At 27.9% G+C, this 20,411-nt stretch carries 19 protein-coding genes and 1 pseudogene; all 20 read right to left on the reverse strand.

Annotated features, from left to right (window positions below; all coding sequences use genetic code 11):
• Positions 1 to 7: 7 nt before the first annotated feature.
• A complete protein-coding gene (gene eutJ, locus ABHC41_RS11910; protein WP_271892875.1) occupies positions 8 to 829 on the reverse strand; it encodes an ethanolamine utilization protein EutJ in 822 nt (273 codons plus the stop codon).
• 4 nt (positions 830 to 833) lie between these two features.
• Positions 834 to 1,481: a phosphate propanoyltransferase gene (locus ABHC41_RS11915; RefSeq protein ID WP_092925985.1), complete on the reverse strand. Its 648-nt coding sequence runs from the start codon at positions 1,479 to 1,481 to the stop codon at positions 834 to 836.
• A 20-nt stretch (positions 1,482 to 1,501) separates the two neighbouring features.
• Complete coding sequence (pduA, locus tag ABHC41_RS11920) at positions 1,502 to 1,777, reverse strand: propanediol utilization microcompartment protein PduA (RefSeq protein ID WP_092925987.1); 276 nt, start codon at positions 1,775 to 1,777, stop codon at positions 1,502 to 1,504.
• Positions 1,778 to 1,780: 3 nt separating this feature from the next.
• Positions 1,781 to 2,362 (reverse strand): BMC domain-containing protein, encoded by a 582-nt coding sequence (locus ABHC41_RS11925; RefSeq protein WP_195237689.1) that lies wholly within the window; start codon positions 2,360 to 2,362, stop codon positions 1,781 to 1,783.
• Positions 2,363 to 2,458: 96 nt separating this feature from the next.
• Complete coding sequence (locus ABHC41_RS11930) at positions 2,459 to 2,818, reverse strand: glycerol dehydratase reactivase beta/small subunit family protein (RefSeq protein WP_092925991.1); 360 nt, start codon at positions 2,816 to 2,818, stop codon at positions 2,459 to 2,461.
• Between the two features lie 9 nt (positions 2,819 to 2,827).
• Entirely contained in the window at positions 2,828 to 4,639 is a 1,812-nt protein-coding gene (locus tag ABHC41_RS11935) for a diol dehydratase reactivase subunit alpha (protein WP_092925993.1), read from the reverse strand.
• A gap of 21 nt (positions 4,640 to 4,660) precedes the next feature.
• Complete coding sequence (locus tag ABHC41_RS11940) at positions 4,661 to 5,185, reverse strand: diol dehydratase small subunit (protein WP_271892872.1); 525 nt, start codon at positions 5,183 to 5,185, stop codon at positions 4,661 to 4,663.
• Positions 5,186 to 5,200: 15 nt separating this feature from the next.
• On the reverse strand, positions 5,201 to 5,878 hold the full coding sequence (locus ABHC41_RS11945) for a propanediol/glycerol family dehydratase medium subunit (protein WP_092925997.1): 678 nt from the start codon (positions 5,876 to 5,878) through the stop codon (positions 5,201 to 5,203).
• A 23-nt stretch (positions 5,879 to 5,901) separates the two neighbouring features.
• Positions 5,902 to 7,563, reverse strand: a complete 1,662-nt coding sequence (locus ABHC41_RS11950) for a propanediol/glycerol family dehydratase large subunit (RefSeq protein ID WP_092925999.1) — start codon at positions 7,561 to 7,563, stop codon at positions 5,902 to 5,904.
• Positions 7,564 to 7,589: 26 nt separating this feature from the next.
• On the reverse strand, positions 7,590 to 8,402 hold the full coding sequence (gene pduB / locus ABHC41_RS11955; protein ID WP_195237686.1) for a propanediol utilization microcompartment protein PduB: 813 nt from the start codon (positions 8,400 to 8,402) through the stop codon (positions 7,590 to 7,592).
• A gap of 36 nt (positions 8,403 to 8,438) precedes the next feature.
• A complete protein-coding gene (gene pduA, locus ABHC41_RS11960; protein ID WP_092926003.1) occupies positions 8,439 to 8,717 on the reverse strand; it encodes a propanediol utilization microcompartment protein PduA in 279 nt (92 codons plus the stop codon).
• 290 nt (positions 8,718 to 9,007) lie between these two features.
• Positions 9,008 to 9,778, reverse strand: a complete 771-nt coding sequence (locus tag ABHC41_RS11965; protein ID WP_195237685.1) for a hypothetical protein — start codon at positions 9,776 to 9,778, stop codon at positions 9,008 to 9,010.
• 123 nt (positions 9,779 to 9,901) lie between these two features.
• Positions 9,902 to 10,912 (reverse strand): phosphotransferase, encoded by a 1,011-nt coding sequence (locus ABHC41_RS11970; protein WP_271892867.1) that lies wholly within the window; start codon positions 10,910 to 10,912, stop codon positions 9,902 to 9,904.
• Positions 10,913 to 10,924: 12 nt separating this feature from the next.
• Positions 10,925 to 11,860 carry a PocR ligand-binding domain-containing protein gene (locus ABHC41_RS11975; protein ID WP_195237681.1) on the reverse strand — a complete coding sequence of 312 codons (936 nt, stop codon included), beginning with the start codon at positions 11,858 to 11,860 and terminating at the stop codon, positions 10,925 to 10,927.
• A gap of 699 nt (positions 11,861 to 12,559) precedes the next feature.
• A complete protein-coding gene (locus tag ABHC41_RS11980) occupies positions 12,560 to 13,606 on the reverse strand; it encodes an HD domain-containing phosphohydrolase (RefSeq protein WP_271892865.1) in 1,047 nt (348 codons plus the stop codon).
• Positions 13,607 to 13,766: 160 nt separating this feature from the next.
• Positions 13,767 to 15,755, reverse strand: coding sequence for a TetM/TetW/TetO/TetS family tetracycline resistance ribosomal protection protein (locus tag ABHC41_RS11985; protein ID WP_195237678.1), 1,989 nt, complete (start codon positions 15,753 to 15,755; stop codon positions 13,767 to 13,769).
• A 347-nt stretch (positions 15,756 to 16,102) separates the two neighbouring features.
• Positions 16,103 to 18,667 carry an FtsX-like permease family protein gene (locus tag ABHC41_RS11990; protein WP_271892862.1) on the reverse strand — a complete coding sequence of 855 codons (2,565 nt, stop codon included), beginning with the start codon at positions 18,665 to 18,667 and terminating at the stop codon, positions 16,103 to 16,105.
• Positions 18,654 to 19,343 carry an ABC transporter ATP-binding protein gene (locus ABHC41_RS11995; RefSeq protein WP_092926019.1) on the reverse strand — a complete coding sequence of 230 codons (690 nt, stop codon included), beginning with the start codon at positions 19,341 to 19,343 and terminating at the stop codon, positions 18,654 to 18,656. Before ABHC41_RS11995 ends, ABHC41_RS11990 begins: the two co-directional genes overlap by 14 nt.
• Before the next feature lie 171 nt (positions 19,344 to 19,514).
• Entirely contained in the window at positions 19,515 to 19,997 is a 483-nt protein-coding gene (locus ABHC41_RS12000) for a HAMP domain-containing sensor histidine kinase (protein WP_271892860.1), read from the reverse strand.
• 45 nt (positions 19,998 to 20,042) lie between these two features.
• Positions 20,043 to 20,411: pseudogene (locus ABHC41_RS12005) on the reverse strand (hypothetical protein); the annotation flags it as partial.

Below are 20,411 nucleotides of genomic sequence, written 5' to 3' on the forward strand. Positions count from 1 at the left end.
TCACCTTCTATATACCACAGTTCATTGCTATTCCAAGTGGTGTTACAAGAAGTGGTTCTAATGGCTTTACTGTTTCTATTTTTATTTCTTTTTTAAATACTTTTTCAAATTCACTAAAGCAACAAGCACCACCGACTACATAGATAGTGTCTATATTGTAATCTTTTATATACTTTTTAACTATAGATGCCATTTTTTCAATGACAGGTTTTACTATTATAAACGTATCTTTTTCATACTTTTTCTCTTTTTTTATAACTTCTGCTTCTTCAAAAGGTATTTTATTAAACCCTGCAAGAACTAGTGTCATATGAGTTCCACCTGTTGCTTCATCAGCTGTAAACACGACTTCCCCATTTTTTATTATACTTATCCCAGTAGTCCCTCCACCAACATCAACTACTGCCCCATTAGTTATTTTAAGTACTGTAGCTGCTGCACTTGGCTCATCTATTATATTTAAAACTTCCATATCACAAGATTCTACTACATTACATATAACTTTAGTATTTCCCTCAGTAATTCCTGGAGGGATTGCAGTTGAAGCATAAGTTAATTCACATCCTATAATTTGTTCTACTTCTTCTTTTAATTTTCTAAGTATATTAGTTGCACCTATATAATCTACAACTATCCCATCTTTAACTACAGATGAAGCTTTCATAGCTCCAGCTATAGGATTATTATTTTCATCTACAACAGATAAAACTATATTTGCAGTTCCTAAATCTACTCCTACTTTTAGCCTACCGTTATATTTATTGCACTTTTTTTCTTTTATAAGTCTTGAAAACTCTTTTACCTTATTATTGCAGTCATTTAGATTCACATTCTCACCTATTTTCTACAATTTTAACTAAGTCGTTATTTTTTATTAAGCACGAATTAGCTTCATCCATATCTAAATGCATTTCTAGTTCAAAATTTTCATTTACTCTAATTAATACGTTTCCTAGTATAGCTTTTCTAATCCCCGTTATCTCAACATCTACTATATCTTTATCACATAAATTTAATTTTTTAGCATCATTTGGTGACATATGTATATGTCTTAATGCACAAATTACACCTTTTTCTTTGACAACTTTTCCTTTAGGCCCTATAATTTCAATACCAGGAGTATCTTTTAGATTTCCTGATTCTTTTATAGGTGGATTTATACCTAATTTAAAGCCATCCGATACAGAAATTTCAATCTGAGTTTCATTTCTTAAAGGCCCTAAAATTCGAACTTTTGTTAATTCTCCTTTAGAGCCTTTTATAGTTACACATTCATTTGCAGCATACTGACCTGGTTGCTTTAAATCTCTAAATTTACTTAGTGATTTATCTTTGCCAAATAGTATTTTAAAATCTTCTTCACACAAATGTATGTGTCTATTTGAGATACCGATAGGGATTAAAACTTCTTTTTCTTCTTGTAATTTTTGTATTACTATTTTAGTTATTTTTTCTACTAATTCCTTATTGTTAAAATCCATTTTAATCACCTATTTATATATTATTCTGATTTTGGTAATATCTTTTCAACATCAGTATGAGGTCTTGGTATTACATGCTTAGATACGAGTTCTCCTACTTTCTCAGCTGCTACTGCCCCTGCATCTACAGATGCCTTAACAGCTCCAACATCTCCTCTAACCATAACTGTAACTAATCCTGATCCTATCTTTTCATATCCTACTAGCTCAACATTTGCAGATTTAGTCATCGCATCTGCTGCCTCTATAGCACCTACTAATCCTTTAGTTTCTATTAATCCTAATGCCTCTCCCATTTTCTATTCCTCCTTAAAATCATTTAGTTCATTGTAGTGAATACAACTATTTTTTAATTCTCCTTTTTGTCTTTTACATTCTGGGTCTTTACATAAATTACAAGTATAATTTTCTTTATTATTTAAATTGTTTTCTTCTATGGTATTTCCTAATTCTTCACTTTTTATATAATTTAAATCATCCTCTAGATTAACTATTTTTACATTTTCTACTATATCTTTAACTAATTCTTTATCATCTTCATTGTATAAATCTACATTTTCCTTAGACTGATTATCTATTTGTATTTCTTTATATCCTATAGTTTCTTTGTTATTAATTAATATATCTATTTCTTTACTTGGTCTAGGTATTATTTTATAGGAAAATACCTTGCTTATTTTATTGGCAGCAACAACAGAAGCTTCTATAGCTGCCTTAACAGCACCTACATTTCCCTCTATTTTTAATGTCGCCATACCTCCACCTTTCGAGAGCTCATATCCTATTAAATTAACATTTGCAGATTTTACACATACATCTGCTGCTTCTATACAAGCTGCAAGGCCAATTGTCTCTATAATTCCAATAGCTAATTGGGACATTTTACCCTCCCCCTAATCTAATGTTTAAGTAATATTTATAATAAATATAAAACTTTATACAATTGTTAGATAAACTATATGTATCTTATAAATATTTTAAAGTTCTTTGAAAGGTTTTTTTATGACTAATCTAGCTGCATTTTGACCTAGTGTTCTCATTATAGATTCTTTAGATGATATTTTTATAGTAAAAAGAGGACTATCTTTTTCTAGTTTATTATAGTGAAGTATTATAAAATCTTTATTTACTCCAATCCCCACTCCTAATATAGAGTCATTGCAGGCATTATAGCCTAATTTTATAACATCTTCTTCACAAATTCCTAAAATTTCATAAGGTACATTCTCTTCTTCTATGCCAAGTATAATTTCTCTAAATTTTAACTCATCTATTTGATTTTTGTTATAGTATATTTTTATACTTGGCTTTTTCGTAACACTTATATTCTTAGCCATAAAATTCACCTATTCTTCTTTTAAATGTAAAACAAGTCCTGTTGCAACTGCATTTCTAGGTCCTTCTACACCCCTGATATTTGCTCTTCCTGCAACTACATTATACTGAGATAATGCATTTGTAACTAATTGAGGAATCTCAAAATCAAGTGCACTTCCTCCAACCAAAACTACAAACGCTATATCTCTTACATTATTTGTTGGGCTTACCTTTTTTAGTGCTCTTATAGCATTTGTAACAAATACTCTTTCTTTAGCACTTTTTCTAATTAATTTTATTTTTTCTAGTGATTCATCTATTTCAATAGGAACCATACCTTCTGGTTTTAGTATTACAACCTTTGCAAATAATTTAGAATCTAATGCTTTGTTAAAAAACTCTACAGCTCCACTTTCATGTCTTATATTGAAAAGACTCTCTACCTTAGCTAATGGATACTTTTTTATGTCTTCTGCTAGTTCAAAATCATCTATTCCTAATTCTGATTTTATAAGCATAGTAACCATATTTCCAGCACCTGCTAAATGTATTGACTTTATTTCATTTTCTTTTGTAATTATAGAAGCATCCGTAGATCCTGCACCCATATCTAATATTGCAAGTGGTTTGTTACTTCCTGGAGTAGTTAATGCTCCACGAATTGCCATATCAGCTTCTACTCCACCTACATTGACATTTACCCCTAGGCTTTTTGTTAATTCATCTGCTATTTTTTGCATTTGAAGTTTATCAGCTTTTACCATAGCTGCTATTCCTACTGCATTTTCTAGTGAGAACTCATTAGCAATACCACCTTTTACAATCTGAGGAACAAAAGTATCTACAGATAGTAAGTCTTGTATTTTAATGTTTTTTGGGTGTTGATTTGTTAAATTAGACATAACATGCCTTACTTTTTCAAGCATTCCTCCCACATTAGTCCCAGGTTCTCCTTTAACATCACAAACAATATTTACGCTATTTATAGCATTCATAATTTTTTTAGCACCTTCATCAATTCCAACAAAAGCTTTTTTATTTAGTCCAACTATTTCAATATTTCCAGCAGGTATTTTTCTTTCTTTAACATCTCCCTTAGGAGTTTTTATAACAACTGCTGATCTGTTTCCAATTAATGCCCTAGCTATTGGAACAACATGTTTAGTTTCTTCTGAAGTTAGATTAAACAATGTTGCTATTCCATATGGATTAGATAATACTTCAACAACTCCTCCAATTGGTGCAACTTCTATGGCACACTTCATATTTAGAGGAACTTTTTCAACTAAACTAACCTCATCTACTATAGGAATTTTCTTGTTTAATCTATTATTAATTAGTACTCCATCATCTTTTTTTACTATAGCTCCATTTATATTTAATTTATCTGAATATAAATTTATTAATTTAGATGAAACTTCAAAGTCAAATTCTTTAGGTATAACAACTATTACATCTTTGTTCTTATCTACACTTTCTAATTTATCAATTTTTACAGTTTCACCAACACCAACTCCTACTCCACCTGGTGTTAAAGGGTTATGGCCTATCATTGTAGACTCTGTTATTATGGTTTCTGTTATAGTTTCCATAGCTACGTCTCCTATTACTGGAGCAGCTTCATTTACTCTGATTTCATCTAAATTTTCAATTTTTAAATTAGACTTATCTAAAGAATTTTTTAAAGATTTAAATACTCCATTTATATTTTTCATAGTTCCTTTAATTCCTGTTGTTTTAACTATAGAACTTGATAAAAATTCAATATTGTTTTCATCTATTTTTGCTAAGGCCACTTCAGTAGTAGCATTACCTATATCTATACCAGCTACTATCTTCATTTAATACCCTCCAAACTACTTTTACTCCACTACCTTTAACCTTCCTCTTTGTTCATAAACATTTGCAGCTTCTATAACAAACTCTGCATTTATAGTGCATCCATATTTATTTCTTAGTTCATCTGCTATATCATATAATTCTTGTTTAGTTGATCTATATGGTCTTAGTGCATCGTATATTTCAAGAATTCTATCATCTGGAACTACTATAAGTTCTGCTGCCTTTCTTAAGTTTTGAGCAAATGCATTTCTTCCAACAGATTCAGCTACTTGTGCTTGTAATTCTAAAGTTTCTTTAGATATTCTTATATCTTTAGATCCAATTTCACCTCTTATTACTTTGTCTAAAGTTACATCTGATAATTTTATTCCAGATTGTGATTTTATTTTTTCCGGTATTTTCTCTCCTAATGGATAATTAGTGCTTGTGACTTTATCACTTTTTAAAACATTTTTAACAGCATTTGAAACTTCATTTATATTAGTAGAGTTCATATTTTTTAGTACTTCCTCTACGATTTGTTTTATTAATAAATCTTGATTCATCATTACCCTCCTTGTTTATTTAAATGTTATCTTCAATTCTTGAGGTTTTTTGTTTCTATCAACATGTTCTGTTTCTTTTATATGTAAAAGTGCTGCAATTGCTTGATATTTTGGTCTTGCCATTTGGTCATTTTTCACTGGCACTGGAGCTGGTGATTCATTTTTAGCATATTTAGCTGCATTTTTACCTATTTGTCTAAATGTTTCTAAATCTATAAGTGGAGCTTGGGGGAATAATTCTAAGTTACTTAAAGGAAATAAATCCTTTTGATGTATTATTGTTGTACCTTTTGACTGTATACCTATTCCTATTCCTGAACCACTTAGTTTTGCTGCATCATGTGCTATAAAAGAAACATCAGACGTTCTATAAATTTTTGCTAGTCTATAAGTTAATCCTTCTTCTTCAATACCTGCTATAACTTCTTTTAATACTTTATCGTGTTCTATACCAACTATAGTTTTAGTTTGATGGTTAAAAAATGCTGGCGCTAAACCTATAACTACTTCATCGCTTCTAGTACCTTTTTTCAAATCTCCAACTTCTACTAGTTCTAATTTTTTATTATCATCAAATACTACATTTTCTTTCTTTTCTTCTTTTTTGCTATTGCACTCTACATTATCATTTTCTACCATTTCTTTTAATACTTCTTCTATTACACTTTTTAATAATTTCTCATCTATAGACACAATTTTCACCTCTTTTTCTATTTTTAGAAGTCTTCTGGACTTACTGCATTTTCAATATTTTTGATTTGTTCCCATCTTTCATCACTTATTTGATATCCAGTTTTTGGCCCTCTATAATCATTTGGATAGTTTACGGCACTTTTTACTTTAAAATCTTTGTCAAGTATAGCTGCTGTATGCAAATAATCCCCTGCTATTCTTTGCTTTAACATATTAAACACACTATCTGCTACATCTTCAAATCCACCTTTATAAAGTGCTTTAACTACATCTACCCCTGTAACTTCTTTGTTCATCATTTCTTCAGTAGCTTTTAAATCTTCAACTACATTTCTATTTGGCATATCCTTACTTCCATGTGCATAGGTTGCAGCAGTTACTTCTTCTTCTGTAACTTCTGGAAGATTTAATTCTTTAAATAATACTTGTATAACTCTAGCTGCCTTATTTCTAACTTTAACAACTTCATCTTCACTAACAGGCTTTAGACCGCCATCTATTTTTAAATCTCTTTGAATTATATTCCAATCATCATAATCTTCTGCATCCCAGTTAGAACCTGCAAACATATTATCATAATTTGGAGTTGCACTATATCCTGAACATATAAAATCTGTTCCTGGCACCATTTGCATTAAACTTCTTGCAACTCTTCTTAAATCAGAATGTGTAAATGTTTGGTCATTACTAGATGCACACTCAAGATCTAACATTGCAGCTATTAAGTTTTCTGCAAGTATAGCTCTAACTCCACTAGGTACTCCTGCTGGTACTCCAACACAACTTACTGAACCATTTTGTATTCCTTGAACTCCACAACCTTTAGTTAAGAATAGACATCTAGCTTCGAGATATAGCATTGACTTTCCTTCTGCGTATCCCATTTGAACTTCAGAACCTGTTCCTGATGTAAATCTCATTTTAAGTCCTCTTGATGCATATGAAGATGCTAGGAAACCTTTAGACCAAGGAGTATCATCTCCATCCATAAATACAGACTCTGTTCCATAGACAGATACAGTTTCAGCGTATCCTGTTAATCCTCTCATTCCTAATTTTAATTCTGTTGCTTCTTCAACAGCACATTGAGTAAGTATTCCAGGGCGACCTACTTGAGCTCCAACTAATAAAGCTAGGGCATTAAATGGAGCATATCTTGCTATACCTACTGTAGTTTCTTGTTCATCAAATCCTCTTAAAGCTGCTTCTGCTGCATCTGCTGCAATTTGAACTGGATGATCTTTTACATTAGTAACATGACATTGATTTGAAGGCATCTTTCTAGCTCTCATCTTTGTCATTGACATCATCATTTCAAGTACATTCATCTGGCTTACAACTTCAACTATCTTAGCTGGAGTCATAGCAGTTGTAAGTTTTACTATTTCTTCTCTTCCAACATTTATATCAACAAGCATTCTAGCTAATTCTAATGAATCCATGTTTAAAACTTCTTCTGCTCTTTCTAAATTTATAGCATGATCTGCTATAAAAAAGTCTAGCATATCAAAGTCTTCTCTTTTCTTTCCATCTAATTCTATTACTATTTTATTTTCTATTTTTATACTAGGTGTTGGGTCATTTGGTCCATCCATTGCTATAAGACCAACTTCTGGCCACTCCTTTACAAAACCATCTTGGTTTACTGGTCTATTTTTTAAAACTTCAAAACGTTTAGATTTCAATGTATTCACTCCCCTTATTTAAAATCTTATATGTATGGTATTGTTGATGACTTTAATTCTTCATTACTTAAAGTTAATAATAATTGCTTTCCTACTTCCCTTGCTGCTATTATAGACTGTCTAACAGCTCCTGAATCTCCTGAGAATGTAAGAATTACTTCGTTTGAGTAACTAGTTCCACCATTTCCTGGAGTTGAATATCCTACAACATCAACATTAGCGGCTTTTACAGCAGTATCTGCAAGTAATACTCCAATAGCAGCTGGTGCTCCAACTGTTATCCCAAAAGATTTTCCAATAGGTGCTCCAAACGCTTTATTAAGAGCATAGCTAGCCCTTGCTGTGTATTGGAATTCTAAATGTCCTGCGCTACTTCCATAAACATCACCAAAAGTTCTTTCTAATTCATTTAATGTAACTTCAACAGCTCTTCTAGCATCTGATACATCTTCTGCACCAAATATTATTAAAGAACCATGTCCTGCTCCACCTTCTGTATCTCTAGGAAGCTCTATTAACAATATTTCACTATTAGTTGCCTTTACAGCCTCATCTGCTGCAAATATATGAGGTCCAGCCCCTGTTCTTCCACCAACTATCCCTATTGATCTATATTTTTTATCTATATTCATTAACTCGTGTAAGTTATAATCTACATTAGCTATAACAAGACCTATAGTGTTTCCTATTGCTGTTCCTACAAACTCTGTTAAGCTACAGCTATTAGGCTCTTCATATTTAGCTTCTTCTACTGTTTCTTCTTTAACTTCTAACTTTGGAGTTTCTCCCATTTTCTTCATTACTTCATCCATTATTTTTGACATTAAATCTTCTTTCATGAAAATTTCCCCCTTAACCTAAATTCTTATTTAATATTAGTTATTGCTTGGTAATATCTTTTCAACATCTGTATGTGGTCTTGGTATTACATGAACTGATACAACTTCTCCAACTTTCTCTGCTGCTACTGCTCCTGCATCTACAGATGCTTTAACAGCTCCTACATCTCCTCTTACCATTACTGTTACTAACCCTGAACCTATTTTTTCATATCCTACTAGTTGTACATTTGCTGATTTTACCATAGCATCAGCAGCTTCTATTGCCCCTACTAGTCCTTTTGTTTCAACCATTCCTAAAGCTTCTTTTTGCATAATGGGAGTACCTCCAAAAATTATTCTTGTTCTTATTTAAATTCTAGTATACTTTTATGGAAATATTTTATTTAAATAGTACAAATTTTAAGACTTTTTAAATATTTTTATGATAAATTTTATCTTAATAGGATAATTTTTTGTACTATATTTTTCTTTACATTTTTAATTTAATATTAATACAAAAAAATAGTAAGGAATTATCCTTACTATTTTTTATATTCTAATAATTTATCTATTATTTCTTCTTGTTCTTTCAAATCTTTATTCCTCTTATAAAGTTGTATACCCTATTCCATATTTTTATAATAACTTAAAGATATATTATTAGATTCAATATCTTCAATTATTACACTTTCAGCCTTATTTATCTTTTCGTCAAATACTAAATTTAAATTTAAACCATCCTTATTTAAAGAATAAGATACTAAATTTTCATTATCATTACTAACAAATCCATCTATTTTTTTTAACTTATCATCTATTATTTTTCCTAACTCTAGAGAACTATCTTCCTCTATACTTTCTGCTACTTTATAATATGCTTCATACAAACTACTTTTATTTTCATTTAGTAAGTTTACTAATTCCTTTTGTTCTTGTACGCTTTCTGGATACATCTGAAAACTTAATATTCCATTTGCTTCTAATATGTCTTGATAATAAACTTCTACATAAGTTTCTTCTTTATCTTCCTTAGTTATAATATATGAAGCAAATTTTATATCTTCTAAATTTTCTTTTTTATCATTATCTAAATAAGAAACACTAAGAGATTTATTACCTTCTTTGAATGTATAAATTTTAGTTGAATAATCTTTTTGTTCTCCATTTTCACCAGTTAAATATACAATTCCATCTGAAATATCTACTGTTTTATCCTTAAGCCTTTCTTCTAAATCCACAGCTTTTATTTCATTACTATTTTGTTCACTTTTTACAACTTCAAAGTATGTATTTTTTAAGATTTCTTTATTTTCTATTGTGCTAGTGCATCCTGTAATAAGTAAACTAAATATAGTTGTAAGTCCTATTATTTTAACATGTAAATCTTTTATCACATCTATTTCCCACTTTTTATTTAGTTTATTATTTCTTAATTAAATTGTTTTATATTTCATGTATCCACATTTATTTCAACTTTCATAAAGGTTACTTTTCCTACCAATTGTACTCTACTATATCTATAAGTCTATTAATACACTTTTAAGATTCTCTATCCAATAATATATATTTAAATACTCATATTTATCTTCTAAATTTGAATTAGCTAATAGTGATACTAAATACATTTTGCAGGAAGCTAAAATTCCAACTTTCAATAAAGTGTCCCATGTTCTTCTAGTTAATTTATATCCAATATAATTTTCTAAATTCATTTTATAATAATTTAGTAGTATAGTTTTATCAAATTTAACATTTACAGATGTCATAAGATACCAAAATACATCTAATGTACAAGGTCCACATCCACTATTAGCCCAGTCTATAATTCTTATATCATTTTGATTTATGTAAAGTGTATTATCTGGTCTATAATCTCCATGCAAAAAGGTTTTAGGATAATAAGAAAATATACTATCTATTTCCTTTATTTCATCATATTTATTAAATAAATTTTCTCCTAAAATATCTTTTAATATTATTTCTCCTTTTTGATAATTTTCTTTAAACTCCTCAACTTCACTTACTTTAGTCTTTGTTAAAAAATTACAATATTCATCTACATTTAATAACTCCTTATAATTTGTTATGTCATGTTCTTTAAATTTAGAGTGGAATTTCGCTAAGTTATTTAAATAGTAAAGACACTCTTTCTCTGAGTTATTTGTTTTTTTGTATACAGACATATCATTCATAAGTATTGCATAGCTATTATCCCCTATGTAATAACCTAAATAAATGTCATTTATAAACTCTTCTAATTTTGAATATATATCATCTTTAAATATAGCTAATTCTCTGCCTTCATCTTTATTTACTTTTGCTAGCCAATCTTCCTTTAAATTATTTATTTTTAGATATAGGCTTTTTTTATCTTGCCTAGAAAATAATGTAATTTTATATATTTTAGCTCCTGATAAACCGTTTGTTTTTATATTTTCTAACTTTATATCTCGTAAACCAGGTAGTATTTGCATTAAATAATCCTTACTTAGAAGATCTTTTATTGATTCTTTTTTTAATACACTCAAAAAATTCCTCCCTTAGGTATCTATTTGATCATTCTGTAATGTGCTCCTATACTCACTAGGTGTTAAACCTACTATTTTTTTAAAAACTTTACTAAAATAGTTAGGTTTATTAAAAGATAAATCTATAGATATATTTAGAATAGGTGTATCTGTATCTTTTAACATTTCTTTTGCTAATTCTATTTTTTTATTTGTTATATAGGTTATAAAGTTTATACCAATATCCTTTTTAAAAGTCTTACTCAGATAATTTGGACTTAGATTTATATGATTTGCTACCTCCTCTAGTGTAATATTTTTTTTTATGTTTGAATGAATATAATTTAGTGCTTTGTGTATTTCTTCAGAATATTGTTCGCCCTCTAAATTATATTCTTTTATTAACTCAATATTAGTAGCTCTATCTATTTCGACTTTACTGTTATTAAAATCAGAATTTATTTTGACTATATCTTTATTTATAATATAATTTGATATTTGGTACATAAGATCTGCTGCATATTTGACTTCTTCATAAGTCTTTATCTTTACATCTTTATAGTATTTAGATAATTCTTCATTATATTTATCCTTTAAAACATTGTTTTCTTCTTTTAAATCTTCTTTTAATCTTACTTGACCTCCTAATATTGCTCCTATATATGTATTTTTTGCCATTATAGGTATAGCAAAATCTACTAATCCTGCATGACACTTGTATATATGTGGCTTTTTTGTAATAGCTGATTGTACCCCTCCATATGCATCACATTTATAACACTTTCCTTTTAATTCATCATTATTTCTTATATATGTACAAAACTTAGTGAAATTACTTTCTTTCGTTATAGGTTCACCTTTATAGTCTACTATAATCGCTCCCATACCAAGTGAATTTGCAAAGCTATCTTGGATATTTTGGAGAACTTCAATTTGAGCATACTCTTCTAGTTCAAAAAACTTCTCCATTAAACTCCTCCTTAAATTATTATTCCTAATTTATAATTTATATTATTTAATTATATATATTTCTACTTATATTTGTTAAATCCTGTCATAAAATACATTTTATTTTTTTAGCAAACAAGTTAAATGTATTTCTAAATTATTATAACTGTTCTTATAATACCTTTATAACAATATCCAAAATAAATGTCTTATTGTACAATAAAATAGAGCAATAGTCTTTATACTATTACTCAACTTAATTCTTAGTACATATAAAATTATTCATATAAATATATATTTATAATTAGGTAAATTATAATTTATATAATAGCCTTTATTTGTTTCCATTCATCTTCTAGGATTGCCATCAAAATATCATCCGCATATTCCTTGCCATTCCAAACTGCATCTCTCAATACACCTTCTCTTTTAAATCCAGCAGCTAAATATGCTTTTTCGGCACGATGATTAAACGAATAAACATCTAGTTCTAAGCGATGAAGATTTAATTTTTCAAATGCAAAATCTCTTGTCTTTTTTATAACCCAAGACCCTATGCCTTTTCCACATTCATCAGAATGAAATATCCCAATTCGATAATTGGCACTTCTATTATACTTTCACCAATAATTCTTCCATCAGGTGAAATAATTAAAAAGTCATATCTATCTTCTACACATTTTTTGAAAAATTCAACCACTTCATCGTGATCAAATTTTACTATAAAATCTGTCTTGCTAACTCAAACTCAGAATTTATTTCTTCAAATACTTCAGTTATAACAGGATCAAAAGCTATCCCCTTACCATCTAATATAATTTCAACTGCTTTGTCATGTGTAAAAGCTTCTTTATAAGGTCTCTTTGTTGTTAGCGCATCATAAACATCTGCTATTGCCATTACTCTAGCGCTAAGTGGTATTTCTTCTTCCTTTAATCCATCTGGATAACCTGTTCCATTCCACTTTTCATGATGAGATTGCGCCATATCCTTCGCTATATATAAAAAACTTTCTCCATCAGTTTGATTTATCATCCTTTGAATAGTCTCTCCTCCAAGTTTACTGTGAGTTTTCATAAACTCAAACTCTTTTTCATCTAAATAACCATTTTTAAGTAAAGTTTTATCATTTATACCTATTTTACCTACATCATGAAGTGGAGCTGAACGTATCATATCCTTTACATAATCTTTGCTTAATATATCACTATATATATTTCTTTCTACCAAAGCTTTAGTTAGTATTTCTACATACTTTGCAGTTCTTTTAACATGACCCCCAGTATTTTCGTCCCTACACTCAACAAGCTCTGCGATGGATATCATCATAACATCTTGGAGATGTTCTATCATCTCGGTTTTTTCTATTACTTTTTTTTCTAAATCTATCCTATAGTCATATAATTCTAGATGCATCTTTATACGACTTATCATAATTTGAGGAACAAATGGCTTTCTAATAAAGTCTATAGCTCCTTTTTCAATGCCTTTTAATTCACTTTCTATATCTACTTGTGAGGTTAGAAATATTACTGGTATATCAACTAAATCTTTATTAGATTTTATCTTTTCTAAGGTTTCATACACATCCATATCTGTCATATTTATATCTAAAAATATTAAGTCTGGTTTGTTTTTAGTTAGAAACCTTAAAGTCTGTACACCAGATGTAAGTAAGCTAACTTTGCAATGTGGTTTTAAAATTTGTTCTGCTCTTTTTAAATTTGTTACGCTATTATCTACGATCAATATATGCTTATTTTTCATAAGTTCTCCCTTTTAATCTTTTATATTCCTTTATATTATACTATCATTCATTAGCCTTTCTAATATTTCAATTTAAATTTTTTCTATTGTAAAATATTAAAAATAAAACTAATATATTTCTTAATAATAGTTAACCTTAAATGTTATTTACTATTATTCATTATTTTATACAATGCATGTGAAGCTTAGCCTCACTTCCTTTTACAACATAACCTTGTCCCTTTGAACAAAATATAGAGTTTGATGTATATTCATTATCACTATTTTTATCATAAGACCTGTGTTCTAAGACATAGTCAGAATTATGACACCTATCATATCCATCAAATATGAAGCTAACACTTGAACTTCCCTTACTAAAAGCAGATAACCCTAAGCTATAATCCATAAAAGTAGCAACAGGCCCTCTACCTTCTATGGTTACTAAATTTTCATTGATAATCGGCGTTTCAAATTCTCCATTCATTTTTTGAATATCTGATATGATTCTTCCCATATAATCTAAGTTTGTCTCAATTTTAAACTTATAGTATGGCTCAAGTAATACATTTTCAACTTTTTCTAATCCTTGTCTTAATGCTCTTAAAGTAGCTTGTCTAAAATCTCCACCACTAGTATGCTTTTTATGTGCTCTACCAGTAAGCAAAGTTATATTTAAATCAACTAATGGGTATCCACCTAATATTCCTCTATGCTCTTTTTCAAATATATGAGTTTTAACTAAATTTTGATGACCTATGGCTAAATCATCTACATGTGCTTTGCTATTAAAAGTGATACCTAAATTTCTAGTATTTGGTTCTACTAGCAAATGAACTTCTGCATAATGACCAAGTGGCTCAAAGTGACCATATCCTATAGTACTGTTTAATATACTTTCTTTGTATAGTATTTCACATTTTCCAAAGTCTACATCTAAGTTAAATCTTTCTTTTATTACTTCTTTTAAGATTTCTAATTGAATTTTTCCCATTACATGTATGTGTATTTCTTTAAGATTTTCATCCCATAAAACATTTAATGCAGGTTCTTCTTTATTTAACATCTCAAAAACACTTAATACTTCTTTTATGTTTAATAGACCATCAAATATAACCTTTGATTTTAATGTTGGAGTCATTTCATATTTGGTTTTTATATTATAAATTTTCTCTATTTCGTCTTTTTCAAAACCATGTTCCATTATGAAATCTCCTGCTACAGTATTATTTAAACCGCTTACAACAAATAATTCTCCACAATTAGCCTCATTTACAGCTTCAAATTTGTTAGAATTGTATTTTCTTATGTTATTTATCTTTTCAGTTATTATTTCTTCATTAACTTTATATAAAACTTCATTTTTCACTTTAATACTTCCTTGTAGTGCTTTTATATAAGTTAATTTATTTTTATTGTCATCATGTTTTATCTTATATACTTTACCTATAAATTTTTCTTCTAACTTGTAATTTGTATATGTTAAAAAATCTAGCTTTTCTAGGAAATTATCTATTCCTATATCATTAAGAGCTGACCCACTTAATAGTGGATATATTTTTGATTCCTTTATCATTTCTTTGAAATTTTTAATCCAAAGATTGTAGTCATAGTCATCATTTAAATATTTTTCAAATAATTCATCATCTCTTTCAGCAATAAATTCTATAAGCTCTTCACTTAAAGTATTAGTTATATTAGTATTAGTTATATCTATAGCATCTTTAGTTAAGCTATTTTGTATATCTTTTATCACTAAGTTTAAATTAGAGCTTTCTCTATCCATTTTATTTACAAAAAATATTATAGGAACTTTGTATTTATTAAGTAGTCTAAATACTGTTTTTGTATGTGATTGTATTTTATCTACTCCACTTATTATTATAACTGCGTAGTCCATTATAGATATAGACCTTTCCATATCTGGTGAAAAATCTATATGTCCTGGTGTATCTATTAAGTAATATTTAGAATTGTTGTAATTAAACATTCCTTGTTCTGAAAATATTGTTATACCTCTTTGCTTCTCTATGTTATGATTATCTAAAAATGTATCCTTATTATCTACTCTGCCTCTATTTCTAATTGCATTTGTATGATATAGTACTTGTTCACAAAATGTAGTTTTACCAGCATCAACATGAGCTAATACCCCTATTGTCTTATTCATATGTCTCTCCTATTTATATAAATATCAATATTATCCTTAATTATAATAACATTATGTTTTTTAATTTTATAATTTATATTTTATCATATTTAGTAGTTTTGTAGTATTAGTCATATTTTTTAATAGATTTACGCTTTTGATATAATTCTAATTGCTTTTCTCATACTGATTTAATCAATTAAATATACATAAGTAAGTCTATGTTTTTATAAATATTAAAAAGAGCAATAAATTTTATATTATCGCTCTTTTATATCATAATTTAGTAAAATTTATAATTTTTAAAATTCTAATAAAAATCAATTTGATGGAGAGAATATAATATTCTCTCCATTTTCATATAAATATTATTCACTTACCCTAATTCTTTCTACTATACTTTCTTTAGAAGTTATTTTGTAAACAATTAAGGGAACAGTTACACTTACTAAAAGTACTAACACTATACACATTGCTAAAGCTTCTATTGGATAGGTATATACAGAATATCTAAGCTTCATAATATTAAATCCTAGAAAAGTAGATAAACTACCTAAAGTAAGATTTACAAAGGTTATTATAACTACATAATACATACCTTCTAGTGCTAACATCTTTTTAAGCTGTTTTTTAGTCATTCCTACTGCTTCTAGCATTGCAAATTCTTGATTTCTTGACATTATATTCGTTACCATAGTATTTATAAAATTTAAAAATCCAATTAATCCTATTATAAACACTCCACTCATTCCTATAATAGTTATTGTAACTTGATTTTCTTTAGCTTCTTCTATATATGTTCTTTTTGAAGAAATATGAGTATATGGATTAGAGTACTTTTCATTTAATTTTTCTATATTCTTTTCAACTTCATCTACGTTTTCATCTACATTAACTACTACATTTTGTACATATGATTTTGGTACTATTTTTTTATAGTCATCTTCATTTACATATACATCCATGTTGAAGTTTTCTCCTGCACCAATTATTGCCATTACCTCAAATTCATTCTCTGTATATCCTTCTTCTATAGTATTTCCTTTAAGGTATTTTAACTTAATCTTATCTCCTACTTTTATTTTGCTATTTTCATGTCCTCTAATTATTATATATCCACCTTTGTTAAACTTTTCTATATCTAACTTTCCTTCTATTATGTTTCCATCACTATAATAATCTAACATATTATTTGCTATCATTTCTTTAATTATTTTCCCTGAAGACACTCCGCTTATATCTAATGTTACACTTTTGTTAGTAGCTGCAATTTCTCTATAATCATACCCTTGCCAAAATCTTTTTACATGATCTTCATTTATTGGTTGGCTTAGTAATTCTTCTTTTATTGCTCCTTCATAGGCTACAAGCCCTAAATAATCTTTATATATTTTCTCTACACTTTTTACCCCATCTAAATTTTTAACATCTTTTATAAATTCTTCATCTATTGGTATGATATTTTCATGTATCCTTGAGTTTTGTGCTTCTCCATGTTGTATTTCTATATCACCTAACATCATACCTTCTGCTGCTCTTTTAGGGTCTGAACTACTTATTATAGTTGATACACTTAAAAATATCATACAACTTAAAGACATAGACGTTAAAACTAATAATGCTTTTTTCTTATTTCTAAACATATTTGAAAGTGCCATTTTATGAATTTTAGAACCACTCTTACCTTTTTTTGCTTTACGTTTTATATTACTATCTCTATCACTATATCTTGTAGCATCTACTTCAGATACACTACTTGCAAGTTTTGCAGGTTTCATACAAGATATTCTTACTGTTATATATGAGAATATAATAGCACCTATAAATATAGCAGGATTGCTTGAATCTATTGATTTTAAACTTGATATAGTAGTAAATTTCATAGCCATAGGAAGTAATATCTTTCCTATTATAACTCCTAAAAATAGTCCTATTGGTATTGCTATTAATGATAATCTATTAGCTTGATTTATTATTAATTTTTTTAATTGTTTTGGTGATGTTCCTATAGTTTTAAGAAGTCCATAGTGTTTTATGTCTTTTACTACTGATATATAGAATATATTATATATTAAAAGATAACCACTTGTAAGTATTACAATTACTAATAAAATTACTGGAAGAGCATTTCTTATAAATTCACTAGTATTTGTTACTTGATTATCTAAAAATGCTGGATTTACACTATATTTCCCTGAATATGGCTTAATTTCATTAATTAAACCTTCAATTTGTTTTTCTAAGTTTTTATCATTTTTAAAATTAAAAGTTATACATAAAGGACCTATTTCATTATCTTTTTTATATTCATTGTAAAAATCATCACTTATATATATATCATGAAGTGGTATAGCTGTTGCTGTTTTGTATGTAAAATATCCACTTAATTTAAATTTATATGTTTTATTTTCTCCAGTATAAGTGCCATCTTTAGCTGCTGGAATATCTATATTTACTTCAGTGCCTATTTTGTGAGGTAGTTTTAACATATCTAATACTTCTGTTGGCATAACTATATCTTCTTTAGACTTTGGTAAACTCCCCTTTATCATCTCTGTATTGATAGCATTTTTTACACTTTGACCGTCATAAACTGCTAGATTTACAGTTTGAGTTAAAAACTCTGGATTTTTAGCACTATCAATATTTTTAATTATACCTATACTATTTTGGTCTACACTTTCATCATTTTTTATTATATCTATCTGACTTTTATCTACATCTTGCATCTGTACGTGAGAACTTGTTCCATATTCCATCATCATATAACTATTAAAAGCATCCATCATAGATACTCCTACTGTAAATAGCGATGTAAATAAAACTGTAGCTAATGTTATAGCTATAATAGATATAATATTTCTAATTTTATTAACTTTAAAGCTTCTTTTACTTATCTTTTTTATAATTTTTTGATTGTTATTTTGTAGCATGGCTTTCACCTCTAATTACAACTTTTCCATCCTCAATTCTTATAATTCTATCTGCCATTTGTGCTATTTGTTCATTGTGAGTTATCATTATTATAGTTTGGCTAAATTTATTACTAGTTACTTTTAAAAGTCCTAGTACATCTTGCTCAGTTTTACTATCTAAGTTTCCTGTTGGCTCATCTAGTAGTATTATAGATGGTTTTGTTGCTAGTGCTCTTGCAATTGCAACTCTTTGCTGTTGTCCACCTGATAAGTTGTTAGGTAGGGCATCTACCTTCTTACTAAGTCCTAATGTGTTTATTATTTCATCTATATATTCACTATCTACGCTACATCCATCAAGTTCTATTGGTAGTACTATATTTTCATAAACATTAAGTATAGGAACTAGATTGTAGTTTTGAAATACAAATCCAACATTACGTCTTCTAAATATTGTAAGTTCCTCATCATTCATTTTAAATATGTTATTGTTTTCAATTACCACTTCTCCTTCACTAGGTCTATCAAGTCCTCCTAACATATGTAATAATGTACTTTTACCACTTCCCGACGTACCTACTATAGCAACAAATTCTCCTTTATTTATACTTATATCAACCCCATCTAATGCTTTTACTATGTTTTCTCCTGTTCCATAGTACTTTTTCAAACTTTTACTTTCTAATATTTTCATTTAATTAAAATCCCCTTTTGATTTTTTATTATCTTATCTACTTAAATATTATCATATAAATATTTTAAAAATCCTCACAGTATTGTGATATTGTTTATATAAATCATAACAATATTGAGATATATAAAATAAAAACACTGTTAATATAACAGTGTTTTTATTTTATATATTTTAATTTTTCATATACACATAAAAGGTTGTTCCTACATCCTTTTTAGATTCTACTTTTATATATCCACTTTGCTTGTTTATAATCTCTCTTGCTAGATAAAGTCCAACCCCAATACCTTCTGTATTAATAACATCATTACTTCTATAAAATCGTTTAAATACATTATTTATCTCAGATTCATTAATTCCAATACCAGTATCTATTATACTTATTTTAGTAAATAGCTCCATTTTATTTAGCTTTATATTTATACTTCCATTATTCTTTGTGTATTTTACTGCATTTTCAACAATATTAAATATTGCCTCACTAGTCCATTTTTTATCATGATAAAGTTCTAGCTTTTCATCAATATCTACACCTATAGATATATTTTTTTCCTCTGCCTTTAAGTATACTCCACTAAGTGCACTTGCAATTGTATCACTTATTCTATATTTTTTAATATTTAATGTTATTATTCCATTTTCTAGTCTAGACATTTTTATAAGTGACTTGACTAACCAATCTAATTTATTAACTTGATGTTACATGTTTTCTAAAAATATTATCTGTTTATTTCTATCTAGTTCTCTATTTATTAAAGTTTCATTATACATAGAAATATTAGCTATAGGAGTTTTTATTTGATGAGAAATATCAGATATTAAGGATTTTATATTATCTTTTTCCTCTAAATATATTTTATTTTTATTTTCTATAATTCCTATCATATATTTAAATTTATTTTGAATTTTAGATAATAAAGTATCCTTATTAGTTTCTAAAACTATTTCTTTACCCAATATAAAAGCATCTATATTATCTATAATATCATTACTAAATTTAAGAATATTTGATCTTATAATATATATAAATAATATTCCTATTGCCAATGATAAAAATAAAAAACAAAG

It is taken from the genome of Romboutsia sp. 1001216sp1 (assembly GCF_039841805.1).
Taxonomy (GTDB): domain Bacteria; phylum Bacillota; class Clostridia; order Peptostreptococcales; family Peptostreptococcaceae; genus Romboutsia_C; species Romboutsia_C hominis.